Origin of the sequence: Delftia sp. WSY_12 (assembly GCF_043104645.1) — a bacterium.
GTDB lineage: Bacteria > Pseudomonadota > Gammaproteobacteria > Burkholderiales > Burkholderiaceae_C > Comamonas > Comamonas tsuruhatensis.
Genome location: NZ_JBICKW010000030.1, coordinates 14085 through 35059 on the forward strand (window position 1 = coordinate 14085; position 20975 = coordinate 35059).

3 protein-coding genes (1 of these 3 only partly in view) are annotated in these 20975 nt (G+C 69.4%); all 3 read left to right on the forward strand.

The window, feature by feature from the left end:
- The first annotated feature begins 2 nt into the window (after positions 1-2).
- Tightly spaced (each overlapping or abutting the next), the 3 genes in view from ACF8LI_RS18375 to ACF8LI_RS18385 form a layout consistent with a single transcriptional unit that may run on beyond the window.
- Positions 3-9962 carry an amino acid adenylation domain-containing protein gene (locus tag ACF8LI_RS18375; RefSeq protein ID WP_392413701.1) on the forward strand — a complete coding sequence of 3320 codons (9960 nt, stop codon included), beginning with the start codon at positions 3-5 and terminating at the stop codon, positions 9960-9962.
- A complete protein-coding gene (locus ACF8LI_RS18380; protein WP_392413703.1) occupies positions 9962-16597 on the forward strand; it encodes an amino acid adenylation domain-containing protein in 6636 nt (2211 codons plus the stop codon). The genes ACF8LI_RS18375 and ACF8LI_RS18380 overlap by 1 nt, the downstream gene beginning before the upstream one ends.
- A protein-coding gene (locus ACF8LI_RS18385) for an amino acid adenylation domain-containing protein (protein ID WP_392413705.1) crosses the window boundary here: on the forward strand, positions 16594-20975 show its 5' end (the start). The gene runs 6136 nt beyond the window's last position; only the first 4382 of its 10518 coding nucleotides appear in the window; its start codon is at positions 16594-16596; its stop codon lies off the right edge, out of view. Before ACF8LI_RS18380 ends, ACF8LI_RS18385 begins: the two co-directional genes overlap by 4 nt.

Genomic DNA, 20975 nt, shown 5'->3' on the forward strand with positions numbered 1-20975 from the left:
CCATGTCCCTGAACGATCTCGATTCCCGCAAGTCCCGCCTGTCCGATGCGCAGCGTGCCGCACTGGCCCTGAGGGTCCGGGGTGCATCCGGTGCACCCGCTGCATCCGACGCAGGTGGCGCAGGTGGCGCAGGTGGCCTGCCGAACGGCGACACCCGCAACACGGCCCACACCATCACCCGCTGCGACCGCACGCTGGCCATTGCCCTGTCCCCCGCGCAGCGCAGCCTCTGGCTCACCTGGCGGCTGGAGCCCGCCAGCCCCGCCTACAACATGGTGGGATCGCTGTCGCTCACGGGGCCGCTGGATGCGCTGGCGCTGGAGCAGGCGCTGCAGGCCCTGGCCGAGCGCCACGAGATCCTGCGCACCTGCTATCCGGCCGACGAGGACGGCGAGCCCCGGCAGTCCATCCAGCCCGCCGCGCCCGTGCCCCTGCGCCACGTCGATCTGGGCGCATGGACGGACGGCGATCCGCAGGCCGAGGCCCAGCGCCAGGTGCTGCTGCTGGCCCGCCAGCCCTTTGCGCTGGATACGGAAACGCCATTGCGCGCCGTCCTGTGCCGGCTGGGCGCGCAGGAGCATGTGCTGGGCCTGTCGCTGCACCACATTGCGGGCGATGGCTGGTCCAACGGCATCGTGATCCAGGAGCTGTTCCACCTGTACGAGGCCCTGCGCACGCAGCAGCCATCGCGCCTGCCGGCCATGGCCCTGCAGTTCGCCGACTACGCCGTCTGGCAGCGCCGCTGGTTCGATGCCGGTGAGCGCGAGCGGCAGCTGGACTACTGGCGCGCCCGGCTGGGCACCGAGCACGAGGCCCTGGCCCTGCCGATGAAGCAGGCCAGGTCGGCCGCGCAGGAGGCACAGGAGCAGCGCCTGGAGTTCACGCTGCCCGCCGCGCTGGCCACCCGCGTGCGCGCCCTGGGCCGCGCGCATGGCGCCTCGCTGTTCATGGTGATGCTGACCCTGCTCAAGCTGGTGCTGTACCGCTTCAGCGGCACGCGCGAGCTGCGCGTGGGCACGCCCGTGGCCAACCGCCAGAAGGCCGAGACGCATGGGCTGATCGGCTACTTCCTGAACCTGCTGGTGCTGCGCACGCACATCGATCCCGCGCAGGACTTCGGCGCGCTGCTGGCGCAGGTGCGCGAGGCGGTGCTGGGCGCGCAGGCCCACCAGGACCTGCCGTTCCACCTGCTGGTCGAGGCGCTGCAGCCGGCCCGCCAGCCGGGCGTTCACCCGCTGTTCCAGGTCAAGTGCACCCAGCAGGAAGATGCCTCGGCCGCGCGCCACATCGCCGGCCTGGAGATCGCCATGCAGGCCGTCTCCAGCGGCCAGGCGCATTTCGACCTGAGCCTGGACTTCACCGACCGGCAGGACGGCATCGACTGCGTGCTGATCTACGCCGATGAACTGTTCGACCAAGCCGTGGTGCGTGACATGGCCGCCGCGTTCCAGGACCTTGCGCGGCAGGTCACCGGCGCAATCAGCGACAGGCAGCCCAGGCTGTGCGAGCTGTCGCTGCCAGGCCGCGTGTCGGAGTCTGCAGGCCCGGTGCAGGCCTTTGGCGCCGACAGCGTGCTGGAGCTCTGGTCGCGCGCCGTGCAGGCCCATCCCGATGGCACGGCGGTCAGGGACGCGGGCTCGGCCCTGGACTACGCGCAGCTGGACTGGCAGTCCGACCAGCTGGCCCGGACCCTGGTGGCGCGCGGCGTGGGGGCCGATGTGCGCGTGGCCCTGCATGCCGAGCGCAGCTGCGCCTTTGTGCTGGGCCTGCTTGCCGTGCTCAAGGCCGGTGGCACCTATGTGCCCCTGGACCCCGGCCTGCCGGCGCAGCGGCTGGCCTGGCAGCTGCGCGACAGCGGTGCGGTGCTGATGCTCTGCCAGCAGGCGCCTGCCTGGGACGCGGGCGTTCCCCTGCTGAGCCTGGACCTGAATGCCTGCCAGGAGCCGTGCATTGCGGGGCAGGCGCCGCCGGCCGCGCCGCCGCATTCCGCACAGGGCGCCTATGTGATCTACACCTCGGGCTCGACCGGGCAGCCCAAGGGCGTGGTCGTCAGCCACGGGGCGCTGGCCCACTATGTGCAGGCCGTGCTGCAGCGGCTGGACCTGCCCGAGGCGGCGCGCAGCATGGCCATGGTCTCGACCGTGGCGGCGGACCTGGGGCACACCGTGCTGTTCGGCGCGCTGTGCTCGGGGCGCGCGCTGCATCTGATGGCGCCCGAACTGGCCTTCGACCCCGACGGCTTCGCGCGCTACATGGCAGAGCACCGGGTGGACGTGCTCAAGATCGTGCCCAGCCATCTGCAGGGGCTGCTGAATGCCGGCATGCCCGCTGACGTGCTGCCTGCCAGCCGCCTGGTACTGGGCGGCGAGGCTACGCGCTGGCCGCTGGTGGACCGCATCGCCGCGCTCAGGCCCGGCTGCCGCGTGCTCAACCATTACGGCCCCACCGAAACCACGGTGGGCATCCTCACCCAGGAGGCGGGCGAGGCGCTGCGCGGCGGCGAAAGCCTGCCCGTGGGCAGGCCGCTGGCCAATAGCCGCGCCCTGGTGCTGGATACCGACCTGCAGTCCGTGCCCCTGGGCGCCAGCGGCGAGCTGTACCTGGGCGGGCCGGGCCTGGCGCGCGGCTACCAGGCCCGGCCCGGGCAGACGGCAGAGCGATTCGTGGCCAGCCCGTTCCAGCCGGGCGAGCGCCTGTACCGCACGGGCGACCGCGTGACCATGCTGGCCGATGGCAGCCTGCAGTTCCTGGGCCGCATGGACGACCAGGTGAAGGTGCGCGGCTACCGCGTGGAACTGCGCGAGGTGGCGCTGGCGCTGCAGGCCGTGCCCGGCGTGGCCCAGGCCGAAGTCGTGGCGCGGCTGGACGGGGAGGGCGGCGGGGACGGGCGCATGCAGCTGCATGCCTATGCCGTGTCCCAGGCGGGCGTGCCCGCCGACAGGCAGGGGTGGGCCGCCGCGCTGGCGCAGGCGCTGCCCGAATACATGGTGCCCGCCAGCATCACCGTGCTGGAGGGCATGCCCCTGACGGCCAACGGCAAGATCGACCGCAAGGCCCTGCCCGTGCCGGAGCAGGCGGCCGCCGATCTGTTCGAGGCGCCCCAAGGCGAGGCCGAGCAGGCGCTGGCCGCCGTCTGGGTCGACCTCTTCGGCCTGGAGCGCGCGGGCCGGCATGACGACTTCTTCGCGCTGGGCGGGGACTCCATCCTCGCGCTCAAGCTGGTGGCGCGCGCCCGCAAGCGCGGCGTCAAGCTCACGCCCAAGCAGCTGTTCACGGGCAAGACGCCAGCGGGTGTGGCACGGCTGGTGGAGGGGCCGGTCGCCGGCGCCGAGCAGACCGAAGGCACGGCGCCCCTGCCCAGGGCCGACCGCAGTGGCCCGCTGCCGCTGTCCTTTGCGCAATTGCGCCAATGGTTCCTGTGGCAGCTGGAGCCGGCCGGTACGGCCTATCACATCAGCGGCGCGCTGCGTCTGCTGGGCACGCTCGATGTGCTGGCGCTGCAGCAAAGCTTCGACGCGCTGGTGGCGCGCCACGAGTCGCTGCGCACGGTGTTCCGCATGGGCGGGGGCGGGCAGGTGGTGCAGGTGATTGCCGCACAGGGCAGTGTGCGGGTCGAGCAAACGGATCTGTCCGAACTCCCCGCTGCGCAGCGTCAGGAACAACTGCACCAAGCGGCGGCTGCCGTGCACCGCCAGCCCTTCGACCTGCAGGCCGGGCCGCTGTTGCGCGTGGGCCTGATCCGGGAGTCGGCCGAGGCGCATCTGCTGGTCGTGGCCATGCACCACATCGTCTCCGACGGCTGGTCCATGCAGATCATCGTGGATGAATTCGTGCAGCAGTACCGCGCACGGTGCCAGGGACAGGTGCCGCAGGCCGCACCCCTGCCGCTGCAGTACGCCGACTACGCGGCCTGGCAGCGCCAGTGGCTGGAGGCCGGCGAGCGGCAGCGGCAACTGGCCTACTGGCGCACCCAGCTGGGTGACACGCACCCCGTGCTGCAACTGCCCACCGACCACCCGCGCCGGCCCGGCGCGGACCATGTGGCCGCCAGCCATGGCCTGCAGCTGCCGGCCGAACTGGTCGGCAGCCTGCGCCGCCGCGCCCAGGCGCAGGACGCAACGCTGTTCGTGCTGCTGCTGGCGGGCCTGCAGGCCGTGCTGCACCGCTACACGGGCCAGGAAGACATTCGCGTGGGCGTGCCCATTGCCAACCGCCACCGGGTGGAAACACAGGGCACGGTGGGCTTTTTCGTGAACACCCAGGTTCTGCGCGCCACGCTGGACGGGCGCCTGGGCCTGGCGCAGCTGCTGGACCAGGCCCGGCAGGCCGCCCAGGGCGCGCAGGCCCACCAGGACCTGCCCTTCGAGCAACTGGTCGAGGCGCTGCAGCCCGAACGCAACGCCGGCACCCAGCCGCTGTTCCAGGTGCTGTTCAACCACCAGCGCCAGGACCGCAGCGCGCTGCAGCAACTGCCTGGGCTGGAGCTGCAGGAATATGCGCTGCAGGGCCAGGGTGCCCAGTTCGAGCTGACGGTGGACACCACCGAGGATGCGCAGGGCCGCCTGCACCTGCGCCTGACCTATGCCCGCGAATTGTTCGAGGCCGCCACCATCGGCGCGCTGGCCGGCCACTATGTGGCCATGCTGCAGGCGCTGGCCGATGATCCGGCCCGCAAGGTGGGCGAGGTCGCCTTGCTGGGCGCGGCCGAGCTGCACAGGCAGCAGGCATGGGGCCGCGCCGCCGGCCTGCCTGCCGGCCGGCCGGCCGCAGCGCAGACGCTGCACGGCCGCTTCGCCAGCCAGGCATTGGCGCGAGCCGGGGCGCAGGCGCTGTCCTTCGAGCACCACGTTCTCGGCTACGCCGAACTCGACGCCCGGGCCAACCGCCTGGCCCACCGCCTCATCGCCCTGGGCGTGCGGCCGGAGACCCGCGTGGGCATCGCCATGCAGCGCTCGGTGGAGATGGTGGTCGGCCTGCTGGCCATCCTCAAGGCCGGCGGCGCCTATGTGCCGCTGGACCCGGATTACCCGGCCGACCGGCTGGCGCACATGGTGGCCGACAGCGGGATCTCTCTGGTGCTGACGCAGGCGGCGGTGCGCAAGCGCATTCCCGGCGCTGCTGCGCTGCAGGTGCTGGAGATCGAGCTACTGGACCTGTCGGGCGAACCCGATACCGATCCGCAGGTCGATGTGAGCCCGGACAGCCTGGCCTATGTGATCTACACCTCCGGCTCCACGGGCCGTCCCAAGGGCGCGCAACTGAGCCACCGCAACGTGGCACGGCTGCTGGACGCCACCGAGGCCTGGTTCGGCTTCGGGCCTGACGATGTCTGGACCCTGTTCCACTCCTACGCCTTCGACTTCTCGGTCTGGGAGATCTTTGGCGCCCTGTGCACGGGGGGCAGGCTGGTGGTGGTGCCGTACTGGGTCAGCCGCTCGCCCCAGGACTTCCTGGCTTTGCTGCGTGCGGAGCGCGTAACGGTTCTCAATCAAACACCTTCGGCCTTTGGGCAGCTGGTGCATGCGGTGGAGCAGGAAGATGGGAACGAGCAGGGCGGCGCTGGCCTGGCGCTGCGCCAGGTGATCTTCGGCGGCGAGGCGCTGGAGCCCGAGAGCCTGCGGCCCTGGTTCGAGCGCTTCGGTGACCAGAGCCCCCAACTCATCAACATGTACGGCATCACCGAGACCACGGTGCATGTGACGTACCGGGAGATCACGCGGAAGGATCTGGAGGGCGGACGCAGCCCCGTGGGCGTGGCGATTCCGGACCTGGGCCTGTATGTGCTCGACGGCAGCCTGAACCTGCTGCCGCAGGGCGTGGCAGGAGAGTTGTACGTGGCAGGCGAGGGCTTGGCACGCGGCTATCTCAACAGGCAAGGACTGACGGCAGAGCGCTTCGTTGCCAACCCGTTCAGCGAGACGGGCGAGCGCCTGTACCGCACGGGCGATCTGGTGCGCTGGAACGCTCAGGGCGAACTCGAATACCTGGGCCGTGCCGACCAGCAGGTCAAGATCCGGGGCTTCCGCATCGAGCTGGGCGAGGTGCAGTCGCAACTGCTGGCCCAGCCCGAGGTGCGCGAGGCCGTGGTGCTGGCCAAGGAGGGGGCGGGCGGTGCCAGACTGATCGCCTATGTGTCGCTGAATGCAGAAATCGCAGAGGGTCTGCTCAAGGACCGGCTGGGCGAGGTACTGCCCGACTACATGGTGCCCTCGGCCATCGTCGTGCTCGATGCCCTGCCTTTGACCGCCAACGGCAAGGTGGACCGCAAGGCGCTGCCCGAGCCGGAGATGGTCAGCGCCCAGCAATATGAGGCACCGCAAGGTGAACTCGAAGAAACGCTGGCGCAGATCTGGGCCGAGGTGCTGGGCGTGGAGCGAGTGGGCCGGCAGGACGGCTTCTTTGAACTGGGCGGGCATTCGCTGCTCGCCCTGGGCCTGCTGGAGCGCGTACGCGCCCAGGGCCTGCGCGTGCAGGTGCGCACGCTGTTCCAGCACCCGAGGCTGGCGGAGTTTGCGCAGGCGGTGCTGCAGGAGCAGCAGGGTGAGCGGGGGGAGCGGGTAGCCGGCGAGATCGATGTGCCACCCAACGGCATCCCCGAAGGCTGCACGGCGATCACGCCGGACATGCTGACCCTGGTGGCGCTGGATGACGATGAGATTGCACGCATCGCCGCTGCGGTGCCCGGTGGGGCGGCCAACATCCAGGACATCTACCCGCTGGCGCCGCTGCAGGAGGGGATTTTGTTCCACCACCTGCTGCAGTCCGGGGGCGATGTGTTCGTCTCGCCCAACCTGCTGAGCTTCGGGGCGCGCGAGCAGCTGCAATCCTTCGTGCATAGCCTCAACCAGGTGATTGCGCGCCATGACATCCTGCGCACGGCCGTGCTCTGGGAAGGGCTGTCCGAGCCGGTGCAGGTGGTGCTGCGCCAGGCACCTCTGCAGCTGCAGTGGCCTGATGCGGATGAGGCACATGAGGCACTGGTGCCGCAGATGCTGGAGCAACTGCGCAGCCACGACCTGCGCCTGGACGTGCGGCAGGCGCCGATGATAGGGGCGCGGGCCGCGCACGATGCCGGGCAAGGCCGCTGGCTGCTGCAACTGCTGAGTCACCACCTGGTGATGGACCGCATCACGCTGGACCTGCTGCTGCAGGAAGTGCTGCGGCTTCAGCAGGGCCGTACGGCCGAGCTGCCGGTGCCCGTGCCCTTCCGGCGCTTTGTGGCGCAGGCGCGCCAGGGCGTGGCGGCCGAGGCGCACGAGCGGTTCTTCCGCCGCATGCTGGCCGATGTGCAGGAGCCCACGGCCGCCTTCGGCCTGCTGGACGTGCAAGGCGATGGCCGTGGCATGGAGGAGGCCCGCCTGCGGTTGGACGCCCCACTGGCCCAGGGCATGCGCCGCCAGGCGCGTGCGCACGGGGTCAGCCCCGCCGCGCTCTGCCACCTGGCCTGGGCGCTGGTGCTGGCCCGCACCAGCGGCAGGCAGGAGCCGGTCTTCGGCACCGTGCTGATGGGCCGCATGGACGGCGGCGCCGGTGCGCAGCAGGCGCTGGGCATGTTCATCAACACCTTGCCGCTGCGCCTGCCGCTGGGCGAAGGCAGCGTGCTCCAGGGCCTGCGCAGCACGGCAGCGGCGCTTGCGGCGCTGCTGCAGCACGAGCATGCCAGCCTGTCGCTGGCCCAGCGCTGCAGCGGCCTGCCTGCGGGAACGCCGCTGTTCAGCGCATTGCTGAACTACCGGCATGGCGCGGCCGAGGGCGCTGCGCAAGAGCTGGCCCGGGCCGGCGTGCAGGTGCTGGGCCGCCCCGAGCGCAGCAACTATCCCGTGGGCATGGCCGTGGATGACGACGGCCAGGGCTTTGTGCTCGTCGCCCAGGTGGTGCGCAGCGTAGGGGCCGGGCGTGTCTGCGCCTACATGCAGCAGGCCCTGCAGGCGCTGGTGCAGGCGCTGCAGCAGCAGCCCGGCCGCGACCTGCGCACGCTGGACGTGGTGCCCCCGGCCGAGCGCCAGGCGCTGCTGGCGCAGGCCGGCAACCCCCGGTCTTGGCCCCAGGCCTTGCCGGTGCACCGCATGTTCGAGGCGCAGGCAAGGCAGCGGCCCCAGGCCCCGGCCCTGGCCGCGGACGGGCAGGTGTTCAGCTACGGCGATCTGGATCGGCGGGCCAGCCGCCTGGCGCAGGCCCTGATCGCCCAGGGGCTGCGGCCCGGGCAGCGCGTGGGCCTGGTGGCCGAGCGCGGGGCCGCCATGGTGGCCGGCCTGCTGGCCATCCTCAAGGCGGGCGCTGCCTACGTGCCCGTCGATCCAGCCCTGCCCGATGAGCGCATGCAGTACATGCTGCAGGACAGCGGAGCCTGCCTGGCGCTGGCCTCGGGCTTGGCGCCGGGCCGGCTGGCCGTGCTCGCCGCCAGCGTGCCGAAGGTGCTGGAACTGGAGGCACTGGAGGTACCGGAGGCAGTGGAGGCAAGGGAGCCAGGGCCGCAGGCAGGCACGGAACGCGCGCCCCGCGTCGAGGTGCATGGCGACCAGGCCGCCTATGTGATCTACACCTCGGGCTCTACCGGCCGGCCCAAGGGCGTGGTGGTGCGGCATGCGGCCTTCTCCAACTTCCTGCAGTCCATGGCGGCACAGCCGGGCCTGCAGGCGCAGGACGTGGTGCTGGCCACGACCTCCGTGTCCTTCGACATTGCGGGCCTGGAGATCTTCCTGCCCCTGGCCGTGGGCGCGCAGCTGGTGGTGGCCGGGCGCGAACAGGTGCGCGACGCGGCCGCGCTGGCGGCGCTGCTGGAGCGCAGCCGCGCCAGCGTGATGCAGGCCACGCCCTCGGGCTGGCGCCTGCTGCTGGCCGGTGGCTGGAAGGCGGCACGGCCGCTGAAGGCGCTGTGCGGCGGCGAGGCGCTTGCACCGGACCTGATCGCCCTGCTGCGCGCGGCGGGCGTGGACCTCTGGAACCTCTACGGCCCGACCGAGACCACGATCTGGTCCAGCCTGCAGCAGGTACAGGGCGATGCCGCCACCCTGGGCCAGGCCATCGTGGCCACCCGGCTGCTGGTGCTTGACGAAGGACTGCGCTGCGTGCCGCAAGGCGTGGCCGGTGAGCTGTTCATTGGCGGCCAGGGCCTGGCGCGCGGCTACTGGCAGCGGCCGGGCCTGAGCGCAGAGCGTTTTGTGGCCGATCCTTTCGCGGGACCGGGTGAGGCTGGCGAACGCCTGTACCGCACGGGCGACCTGGTGCGCCGCAATGCCGATGGCGCGCTCGAATACCTGGGCCGGCTGGACCACCAGGTCAAGATCCGCGGCCACCGCATCGAGCTGGGCGAGGTGGAGGCCGCGCTGCTGGCCCAGCCCGAGGTGCGCGAGGCCGTGGTCACGGCAGCGGGGTCCGGCAGCGATACGCGCCTTGTGGCGCATGTATCTCTGCATGCGCCGCTACATGCATCGCTGCATGCAGGCCCGCCCCTGGACGCTGCGGCACTGCGCGCAAGACTGGCCAGCGGCCTGCCCGACTACATGCTGCCATCCGCCATCGTGGTGCTGGACACGCTGCCGCTGAACAACAGCGGCAAGGTGGACCGTGCCGCGCTGCCTGCGGCGCAGGCATCGTCCGGCCCGTCCTACGAGGCGCCTTCGGGGCAGGCCGAGGAAATGCTGGCCGGGCTCTGGTCCGAGCTGCTGGGCGGTGGCCGCGTGGACCGCCGCGACAGCTTCTTCGAGCGCGGCGGGCACTCGCTCAAGGTGGTGCAACTGCTGGCGCGACTGCAGGGGGCAGGCGCTGCGGGGCTGACCGCCCAGGACATTTTCCGCACCCCGGTGCTGCAGGACATGGCGGGCCTGGTGCGCCTGCCGGCCCATGGCGGCGCGGATGCTGCGGGTGCTGCGGGTGCAACAGGCACGACAGGCACGACAGGCGCGGATGCGCAGGCGCTCGATGCGCTGGATTCCTTTCTCGAAACTCTGGGAGATATCTGATGGACCGTGGCCGCCTGCGCCAAATCGCCGAGCGCTTTGCAAGCCTGAGCCCTGCCCAGCGCACGCTGGCATTGCAAAAGATCCGGGCCGAGGGACTGGATCTCTCGCATTTCCCCATCCCGGTGCGCGCACCATCGCCCGACCAGACCGAAGCCCTGTCCCATGCGCAGCTGCGCCAGTGGTTCCTGTGGAAGCTGGACCCGCAAAGCTCGGCCTACCACATCGCCCAGGCCTCGTGGATGCATGGCGAGCTGGATCTGGCGGCCTTGCGGCAGGCGTTCGGCGTGCTGCTGGAGCGCCACGGCGGACTGCGCACGGTGTTCGAGGAAAGCCCAGACGGCCTGGCGCGGCAGCGCATCGTGCCGCAGCTGGCCCTGGAGCTGCCGCTGATCGACCTGACCCCCTTGCCTGCCGCACAGCGGCGCGAACGGGCCCTGGCCGAAGCCGAGCGCCTGTGCCTCACGCCCTTTGACCTGACGCGCGGACCGCTGCTGCGCGTGGCCGCCGTCCGCCTGGACAGCCGCCAGCACCTGCTGGTGGTGGTGATGCACCACATCATCTCCGACGGCCGCTCCATGCAGATCCTGCTGGAGGAGTTCGCCGGCCTGTACGCGGCACTGGTGCAGCAGCGCCCGACCCGCCTGCCGCCGCTGCCCATTGCCTACACCGACTACGCCGCCTGGCAGCGCGACTGGCTGGAGGCCGGGGAAAGGCAGCGCCTGCTGGACTACTGGCTGCCCGAGCTGGCCGGGGGGCAGGACCTGCATCTGGAGCTGCCCGCTGACCATGCCCGCGCGCCGGGCGCCGAGAACCGCTGGCATGCCGCCTGGCACCGGCTGGAGCTGCCCGCCAGCCTGGTGGCCGGACTGGAGCAGCGCGCCCGCGAGCAGGGCACCTCCCTCTTCGTGGCGCTGCTGGCCGGTTTCCAGGCCCTGCTGCACCGCTATACCGCCGAGACCGATATCCGCGTGGGCGTGCCCGTGGCCAACCGCAACCAGCCCGAGGCCCAGCTGCTGGTCGGCTTCTTCGTCAACACGCTGGTGATGCGTGGCCGGCTCGATCCCCGCATGCGCCTGCAGGAGCTGCTGGCCCAGCTGGCCGAGCGGGTCCGCCTGGGCCTGGCCCACCAGGACCTGCCCTACGAGCAACTGGTCGAGGCGCTGCAGCCGCGCCGCAGCCTGGACGGCAGCTCGCTGTTCCAGGTGATGCTGAACTACCAGCACGAAGAGGCGGCCGGCCTGGCGGGCCTGGAGATCCAGAAGCTGGAGCTGGACGGCCTGGCCGCCCAGTTCGAGCTGACCCTGCACGCCAGCCGCCGCGCCGACGGCAGCCTGCAACTGGGCTTTGCCTATGCGCGCGAGCGCTTCGAGCCGGCCACGGTGCGGCGCATGGGCGCGCATCTGTCGCTGCTGCTGCAGGCGCTGGCGCATGCGCCGCAGTGCGCGCTGGACCAGGTGCAGCTGCTGCCCGGCGATGAGCAGGCGCAGCTTCTGGACCGCAGTGCGCGCCGCAGTACCCGCAATGGACCGGCCCTCAACCCTGCGCAGCCCGCCTGCCTGCACCAGCGCTTTGCCACAAGCGCGCAGCAGCGGCCAAATGCGGTGGCGCTGACCTGCGAGTCCGCACAGCTGACCTACGCCGAACTCGACGCCCAGGCCAACCGCCTGGCCCGCCGTCTGATCGCCCTGGGCGTGCGCCCGGAGACGCGCGTGGGCATTGCCATGCAGCGCTCGGTGGAGATGGTGGTGGGACTGCTGGCCATCCTCAAGGCCGGTGGCGCCTATGTGCCGCTGGACCCGGATTACCCTGCCGATCGTCTGGCACATATGGTCGAGGACAGCGGCATTGCCCTGGTGCTGACGCAGGCTGCGGTGCGCGAGCGCATTCCCGGCGCTGCTGCGCTGCAGGTGCTGGAGATCGACATGCTGGACCTGTCGGGCGAACCCGATACCGATCCGCAGGTTGAAGTCTCGGCCGACAGCCTGGCCTATGTGATCTACACCTCGGGCTCCACGGGCCGCCCCAAGGGCGCGCAACTGAGCCACCGCAACGTGGCACGGCTGCTGGATGCCACCGATGCCTGGTTCGGCTTCGGGCCTGACGATGTCTGGACCCTGTTCCACTCCTACGCCTTCGACTTCTCGGTCTGGGAGATCTTCGGCGCCCTGTGCACGGGCGGCAGGCTGGTGGTGGTGCCGTACTGGGTCAGCCGCTCGCCCCAGGACTTCCTGGCTTTGCTGCGTGCCGAGCGCGTAACGGTTCTCAATCAAACACCTTCGGCCTTCGGGCAGCTGGTCCATGCGGTGGAGCAGGATGAAGAAGGCGGCGCTGGCCTGGCGCTGCGCCATGCGGTCTTTGGCGGCGAGGCGCTGGAGCCCGAGACCCTGCGGCCCTGGTTTGACCGCTTCGGTGACCAGGGCCCCCAACTCATCAACATGTACGGCATCACCGAGACCACGGTGCATGTGACGTACCGGGAGATCACGCGGAAGGATCTGGAGGGCGGACGCAGCCCCGTGGGCGTGGCGATTCCGGACCTGGGCCTGTACGTGCTCGACGGCAGCCTGAACCTGCTGCCGCAGGGCGTGGCGGGAGAGTTGTATGTGGCGGGTGAGGGCTTGGCACGCGGCTATCTCAACAGGCAAGGACTGACGGCAGAGCGCTTCATTGCCAACCCGTTCAGCGAGACAGGCGAGCACCTGTACCGCACGGGCGATCTGGTGCGCTGGAACGCTCAGGGCGAACTCGAATACCTGGGCCGTGCCGACCAGCAGGTCAAGATCCGGGGCTTCCGCATCGAGCTGGGCGAGGTGCAGTCGCAACTGCTGGCCCAGCCTGAAGTGCGTGAGGCGGTGGTGCTGGCCAAGGAGGGGGCGGGCGGTGCCAGACTGATCGCCTATGTGTCGCTGAATGCAGAAATCGCAGAGGGTCTGCTCAAGGGACGACTGGGCCAGGTACTGCCCGACTACATGGTGCCCTCGGCCATCGTCGTGCTCGATGCCCTGCCTTTGACGGCCAACGGCAAGGTGGACTGCAAGGCGCTGCCCGAGCCGGAGATGGTCAGCGCCCAGCAATATGAGGCACCGCAGGGCGAGTTGGAGGAAACGCTGGCGCAGATCTGGGCCGAGGTGCTGGGCGTGGAGCGCGTGGGCCGGCAGGACGGCTTCTTCGAGCTGGGCGGGCATTCGCTGCTCGCCCTGGGCCTGCTGGAGCGCGTGCGCGCCCAGGGCCTGCGCGTGCAGGTGCGCACGCTGTTCCAGCACCCGAGGCTGGCGGAGTTTGCGCAGGCGGTACTGGAGGAACAGCAGGAGCAGCAGGGTGAGCAAGGGGAGCAGGTGGCCGGCGAGATCGATGTGCCACCCAACGGCATCCCCGAAGGCTGCACGGCGATCACGCCGGACATGCTGACCCTGGTGGCGCTGGATGAGGATGAGATTGCACGCATTGCCGCTGCGGTGCCCGGTGGGGCGGCCAACATCCAGGACATCTACCCGCTGGCGCCGTTGCAGGAGGGAATTCTGTTCCACCACCTGCTGCATACGAAGAACGATGCCTATCTGACATGGCACACGCTGTCCTTCGACAGCCGCGAGCGGTTGCAGCGTTTCATGGACAGCTTCAACCAGGTGATTGCGCGCCATGAAATCCTGCGCACGGCCGTGCTCTGGGAAGGGCTGGCCGAGCCCGTGCAGGTGGTGTTGCGCCAGGCCCGCTTGCAGACTCGCTGGCTTGAAGCCGGGGCAGCACAGCCGCAGCGCCTGGATGTACGCAAGGCGCCCATGATCGAAGCGCTGGCCCTGCAGTCTCCCGAGGGCGGCCGTTGGTTGCTGCGGGTGGCCTGCCACCATCTGGTGCTGGACCATGCCACCGTGGATTTGCTGGTGGAGGAAATCGCCCTGGTGCAGCAGGGTCGCGTGCATGCGCTGCCTGTGCCGGTTCCCTTCAGGCGCTTTGTGGCGCAGGCGCGCAGGGGCGTGTCATCCACCGCCCATGAGCAGTTCTTTCGCAGCATGCTGGCCGATGTGCAGGAGCCCACCGTGCCCTATGGGCTGCTGAATGTACAGGGCGATGGCCGCAATGTGAGGGAGGCGCGTCTGGCCCTGGATGCCGATCTGGCAAAGGCCGTCCGCCGCCAGGCCCGGCTGTACGGTGTGAGCCCGGCATCGGTTTTCCATCTGGCATGGGCCCTGGTGCTGTCCGGTGCCACGGGCCGTGAGGATGTGGTGTTCGGCACAGTGCTGCTGGGCCGCATGCAGGCTGGCGAAGAGGCGGGCCGCTCGCTGGGACTGTTTGTCAACACCTTGCCGCTGCGCATCCGGCTGGGCCGCCTTGGCTTGCGCGATGCGCTGTTGGACACCCACGCCACGCTGTCCACGCTGTTGCAGCACGAGCATGCCGGCCTGACGCTGGCCCAGCGCTGCAGCGGCCTGCCCGCAGGCGCGCCCCTGTTTACCGCGCTGCTGAATTTTCGCTACAGCCGGCCGCAGGCGCGCACATCGTCGCAGGCGCTGGAAGGCATGGAGATCGTGGACAGCATGGAGCGGACGAACTATCCGTTGTGCATGTCCGTGGACGATCAGGGAGAGGGCTTTGGTCTGGTCGCCCAGGTCGCCGGCGCTGTGGAGCCCGCCGTGCTCTGTGGCCGCCTGCATGGCGCGATGGATCAATTGGTGATGGGGCTGGCCCGTGGAGGTGCCAAGGCACTGGGCGATATCGACCTGCTGGATCCGGAGGAGCGCAGCCGCTTGCTGGCCCATGGCCAATACCTGGGCTCACAGGCGCATGGTGGTCATGGGGGAGCCATGGCGCTGCACGGCCGCTTCCAGGCCCAGGCACGGAGCCATCCCCGCGCCCCGGCCTTGAGCTGCGAGGCCAGAACGCTGACCTACGCCGAACTCGACGCCCAGGCCAACCGCCTGGCCCGTCGTCTGATCGCCCTGGGCGTGCGCCCGGAGACGCGCGTGGGCATTGCCATGCAGCGCTCGGTGGAGATGGTGGTGGGACTGCTGGCCATCCTCAAGGCCGGTGGCGCCTATGTGCCGCTGGACCCGGACTACCCGGCCGACCGGCTGGCGCACATGGTGGCCGACAGCGGGATCTCCCTGGTGCTGACGCAAGCGGCGCTGCACGAGCGCATTCCCGGCGCTGCTGCGCTGCAGGTGCTGGAGATCGACATGCTGGACCTGTCGGGCGAACCCGATACCGATCCGCAGGTCGATGTGAACCCGGACAGCCTGGCCTATGTGATCTACACCTCGGGCTCGACAGGCAAACCCAAAGGCGCGCAACTGAGCCACCGCAACGTGGCACGGCTGCTGGATGCCACCGATGCCTGGTTCGGCTTCGGGCCTGACGATGTCTGGACCCTGTTCCATTCCTACGCCTTCGACTTCTCGGTATGGGAGATCTTCGGCGCCCTGTGCACGGGCGGTCGGCTGGTGGTGGTGCCGTACTGGATCAGCCGCTCGCCCCAGGACTTCCTGGCTTTGCTGCGTGCGGAGCGCGTAACGGTTCTCAATCAAACACCTTCGGCCTTTGGACAGCTGGTGCATGCGGTGGAGCAGGAAGATGGGAACGAGCAGGGCGGCGCTGGCTTGGCGCTGCGCCAGGTGATCTTTGGCGGCGAGGCGCTGGAGCCCGAGAGCCTGCGGCCCTGGTTTGACCGCTTCGGTGACCAGAGCCCCCAACTCGTCAACATGTACGGCATCACCGAGACCACGGTGCATGTGACGTACCGGGAGATCACCCGGAAGGATCTGGACGGCGGACGCAGCCCCGTGGGCGTGGCGATTCCGGACCTGGGCCTGTATGTGCTCGATGGCAGCCTGAACCTGCTGCCGCAGGGCGTGGCCGGGGAGCTGTACGTGGCAGGCGAGGGCTTGGCACGCGGCTATCTCAACAGGCAAGGACTGACGGCAGAGCGCTTCATCGCCAACCCCTTCGCGGAGTCCGGCGAGCGCCTGTACCGCACAGGCGATCTGGTGCGCTGGAGCGCCCAGGGCGAACTTGAATACCTGGGCCGTGCCGACCAGCAGGTCAAGATCCGGGGCTTTCGCATCGAGCTGGGCGAGGTGCAGTCGCAACTGCTGGCCCAGCCCGAGGTGCGCGAGGCCGTGGTTTTGGCCAAGGATGGTGCAAGGCTGATCGCCTATGTCTCCCTGCGTGACGCGGTGGACGAAAGCCAGCTCAAGCAGCGCCTGGGCCAGGTGCTGCCCGACTACATGGTGCCTTCGGCCATCGTCGTGCTCGAAGCCCTGCCTTTGACGGCCAACGGCAAGGTGGACCGCAAGTCGCTGCCCGAGCCGGAGATGGTCAGCGCGCAGGAATACGAGGCACCGCAGGGCGAGTTGGAAGAAACGCTGGCGCAGATCTGGGCCGAGGTGCTGGGCGTGGAGCGCGCGGGCCGGAAGGACAACTTCTTCGAGCTGGGCGGACATTCCATGACCCTGCTCGAAATGCAATTGCAGATAGGCCGGCAGCTGTCGGTGCAACTGCCGCTCAAGGCCTGTTTTGAAAGCCCATCGCTGGCGGCGCTGGCCCGGCTCGTGCAGGCCCATGCCGCGCCCGCCCACATCAAGAAAACCGCCGATCTGGAAAAGATGGCATCCCTACTCGCAGAGCTGGACCTGGAATGAAAAACACGGAATTCGACATCGCCCATCGCTTCAACGTGCTCGTCCCGGGAAAGCGGCGCCAGTTCCTTGATGCCCTGGCGGCCCAGGGCATTGATTTCTCAGGCTTGCCGATTGTCCCGGCGCAGGATGGGGCCGTCACACCGGCCTCCTATGCCCAGGCCCGGATGTGGTTTCTCTGGAAGCTGGAGCCGCAAAGCGCGGCCTACCACATCAGCGGAGCATGGCGGCTGCACGGGGCGCTGGACCTTGACGCCCTGCGCACCGGCTTTGGGGCCCTGGTGGCGCGCCATGCCACGCTGCGCACCGTGTTCAAGGCCGGGCCTGAGGGGCTGCCGCTGCAGTGCGTGCTGGAGCACGTGGAGATTGACATCCCTGTTGTCGAAGCCTCGCAGCCGGCAGTGCAGATGCAGGCCCTGTGCAATCGCACCTTTGATCTTGAAACAGGCCCGCTGCTGCGGGTGGCGCTGATACGCGAGGCGCAGGACCGGCACCTGCTGGTGGTCGTCATGCACCACATCGTCTCCGATGGGCGGTCCATGCAGATCCTGGTGGAGGAGTTTGCCGCGCAATACGCTGCACATGTGCAGTCGCTGGCGGCCGGGCTGCCCTCCCTGCCGGTGCAGTACGCCGACTATGCGCTGTGGCAGAGAAACTGGATGGAGGCGGGCGAGCGCGATAGGCAGCTTGCGTACTGGACGCAGCAATTGGGCCAGGGCCAGGACCAGCCTGTGCTGCAACTGCAGGCCGACCACCCGCGCCGCGCCGATGGCCGTTACCCCGCCGCCGAGCACGTATTGCTGCTTCCCAGGCCGCTGGTACAGGCCTTGAAGGCGCGGGCGCGCGCCGAGGGGGCCACGCTGTTCATGGCGCTCCTGGCCGGATGGCAAGCCCTGCTGGCACGCTACAGCGGCCAAGGCGATATCCGGGTGGGCGTGCCTCTGGCCAACCGGCAGCGGGCAGAGACGCAGGGACTGGTCGGCCTGTTCGTCAACACGCAGGTGCTGCGCAACCGCATCGACATGCGCATGCCCATGGTGCAGGTGCTGCGACAGGCCAGGGAGGCGGCGCTGGGTGCGCAGGCACATCAGGATTTGCCGTTCGATCAACTGGTGGAAGCCCTGCAGCCCGAGCGCAACCTGGGGGTCCAGGCCCTGTTCCAGGTCATGCACAACCACCAGCGCACGGCCGCTGCATTGCCGCGGCAGATGGCAGGGCTGCTGCTGGAGCCCTGCCCGCAGGACGAGCGTGCCGCGCAGTTCGAGTTGGTGCTCAACAGCAGCGAAAGCGCCGACGGCGAGGTGCGGCTGGCCTTCAGCTATGCAGCGCCGTTGTTCGAGAGCGAAACCATTGCCCGCATGGCAGGCCATTGCCAGGCGTTGCTGCAGGCGCTGGCGGAGCATCCCCAACAGGCGCTGGGCGATGTGCCTCTGTTGCAGCCGCAAGAGCAGCGCCAGTTGGCCGCCTGGGGGCTCAATCGCATGCCTGCGGGGCAGGGGCAGCCCGTGCATCGCTCGTTCGAAGCATGGGCCCGGCGCACTCCGGATGCCGTGGCCTTGGCATTTGGCGATGCAGCGCTGAGCTACGGCGAACTCAACCGCCGTGCCAACCTTCTTGCGCACCGTCTGATGTCGCTGGGAGTGGGGCTGGAGACGCGCGTGGCCGTTGCAGCCCAGCGCTCCGTGGAGATGATGGTCGGGCTGCTGGCCATCCTCAAGGCGGGTGGCGCCTACGTGCCGCTGGACCTTGACTATCCGCGCGAGCGCCTGGCCTACATGCTGCAGGACAGCGGCGTGCGCCTGGTGCTGTGCCAGGGGCCCGGTCAGTCGCTGCTTCCCGACCAGCACGGCCTGCAGGTGGTCGATCTCGACGCATCCGAGCCTGGCGTCTGGCCGGACCATGATCCACAGGTCGAAGTCGATGGCCAGAACCTGGTCTATGTGATCTACACCTCGGGATCGACGGGCCGGCCCAAGGGGGCTGCCAACCGCCATGACGCACTGAGCAATTGCATGGCATGGATGCAGGAACGCTATGGGCTCACGGCCCAGGACGCGGTGCTGCACAAGGCGCCCTTCGGTTTCGACGTGTCGGTCTGGGAGATGTTCTGGCCCCTGACCACGGGCGTGAAGCTGGTGCTCGCCCAGCCCGGTGACCAGCGCGAGCCAGCGCGCATCGTGGAGCTGATCCGGCGCCATCAGATCACCACGCTGAATTTCGTGCCCTCCATGCTGCAGGCCTTTCTGGCGCATGAGGGTATCGAGGCGCAGACGCGCCTGCGCTACGTTATCTGCGGTGGCGAGGCCATGCCGGCCGCTACCCAGCGCGAGGCATTGCAGCGGCTGGCCGGCGTCAGCCTGCAGAATCTTTACGGGCCCACCGAGGCGGCCATCCACGTCACGCAGTGGACCTGCCAGGACGACGGCAGCCACCAGGTGCCTATTGGTCGCCCCATCAGCGCCACCGGCACCTGGGTGCTGGACGCCGACATGGCGCCTGTGCCCCAGGGCGTGGCAGGCGAGCTGTATCTGGGCGGCATGGCCCTGGCACGCGGCTATCTGAACCGTCCCGGCCTGACGGCGGAGCGGTTTGTGGCCGATCCCTTCGACAGCAGCGGCAAGGGGCGTCTCTACCGCACAGGTGACCTGGTGCGATGGAATGCGCAAGGCCAGCTTGAGTATCTGGGCCGCATGGACCATCAGGTCAAAATCCGGGGACTGCGCATCGAACTGGGCGAGATCGAGGCACATCTGCTGGCCCGGCCCGAAGTGCGCGAAGCCGTGGTGGTCGCCGCGCACGGTCCCGGCGGCGAATGCCTGGTGGGCTATGTGGCGGCCCCCGGTGAAGATGAACGCCTGGCCGCCAGGCTCAGGCAGGCGCTGGCTGGTGTGCTGCCGGACTACATGGTGCCTTCATCCATCGTCGTGCTGCAAGGCCTTCCACTGAATGCGAACGGCAAGGTGGACCGCAAGGCGCTGCCGGCGCCGCAGTGGTTGGAGCGCGAGTACGCGCAGCCGCTCACGGCGACCGAGACGCAGTTGGCGGCCATCTGGGCTGAGCTGCTCGGCCGCGAGCTGGTGGGGCGCCATGACCACTTCTTCGAGCTGGGTGGGCACTCCCTGCTCGCACTGGGCATGCTGGAGCGCATGCGGGCGCATGGCCTGACGGCCTCCGTGCGAAGCCTGTTCCAGCATCCGCAGCTGGCGGATTTCGCCGCGCAGGTCACGCGGGCCGATGACAGCGCCGAGGTCGAGGTACCGCCCAACGGTATCCCCGATGACTGCACGGCGATCACGCCCGCCATGCTGACCCTGGTGCGGCTGGACGCGCAGGAGATTGCGCTGGTGGAGGCCGCCGTTCCGGGCGGATCGGCCAACATCCAGGACATCTATCCGCTGGCGCCGCTGCAGGAAGGCATTCTGTTCCACCACACGCTGCACCAGCAGGGCGATGCCTACGCCACGCCGAATCTGCTGGCCTTCGACAGCAGCCAGCGAATGCAGGACTTTGTGGACAGCCTCAATCAGGTGATTGCGCGCCATGACATCCTGCGCACGGCCGTGCTGTGGGAAGGCCTGAGCGAGCCCGTGCAGGTGGTCTGCCGTCGTGCCGATGTACGGATCGAATGGTTGCAGGACGAGGCCGCTGAAGCAGATGTTGCCGGGCGGCTGTATGCCCGGATTGATCCCAGGGTGCATCGCATCGATGTGCGCCGTGCCCCGATGATCCGTGCCGTGGCCTCGCACGATGCCGCGCAGCAGCGCTGGCTGTTGCAGTTGCTCACTCACCATCTGGTGCTGGACCACACGACGCTGGAACGCGTGGTCGAGGAGATCGCGCTGATCCAGCAGGGCCGCCATGGTGCACTGCCGCAGCCCCTGCCGTTCAGGCGCTTCGTGGCCCGGGCCAGGCTGGGCGTGAGCGTCGCCGAGCACGAGGCTTTCTTTGGTGCCATGCTCGGCGATGTCGATGAGCCGACGGCGCCGTTCGGGCTGCTTGATGTCCAGGGCAATGGTGCCGCTGTGCAGGAAGCGCGCCTGCCGCTGCAGGCCAGCCTGGCGCAGCGCGTGCGCAAGACGGCACAGCGCAACGGCGTCAGCGCAGCCAGCCTGCTGCACCTGGCCTGGGCGCTTGTGATGGGCAGGAGCACGGGCCGTGACGACGTGGTGTTTGGGACCGTGCTGTTCGGGCGCATGCAGGGCGGCGAGGGTGCGCACAACGCATTGGGCATGTTCATCAACACGCTGCCGCTGCGGGTGAAGCTGGGAGCGCAGACCGTGCAGGACTGTCTGCGCCAGACACATTCCCTGCTGACACAGCTGATGCACCATGAGCATGCCAGTCTGTCGCTGGCCCAGCGCTGCAGTGCGGTGCCGGGCGG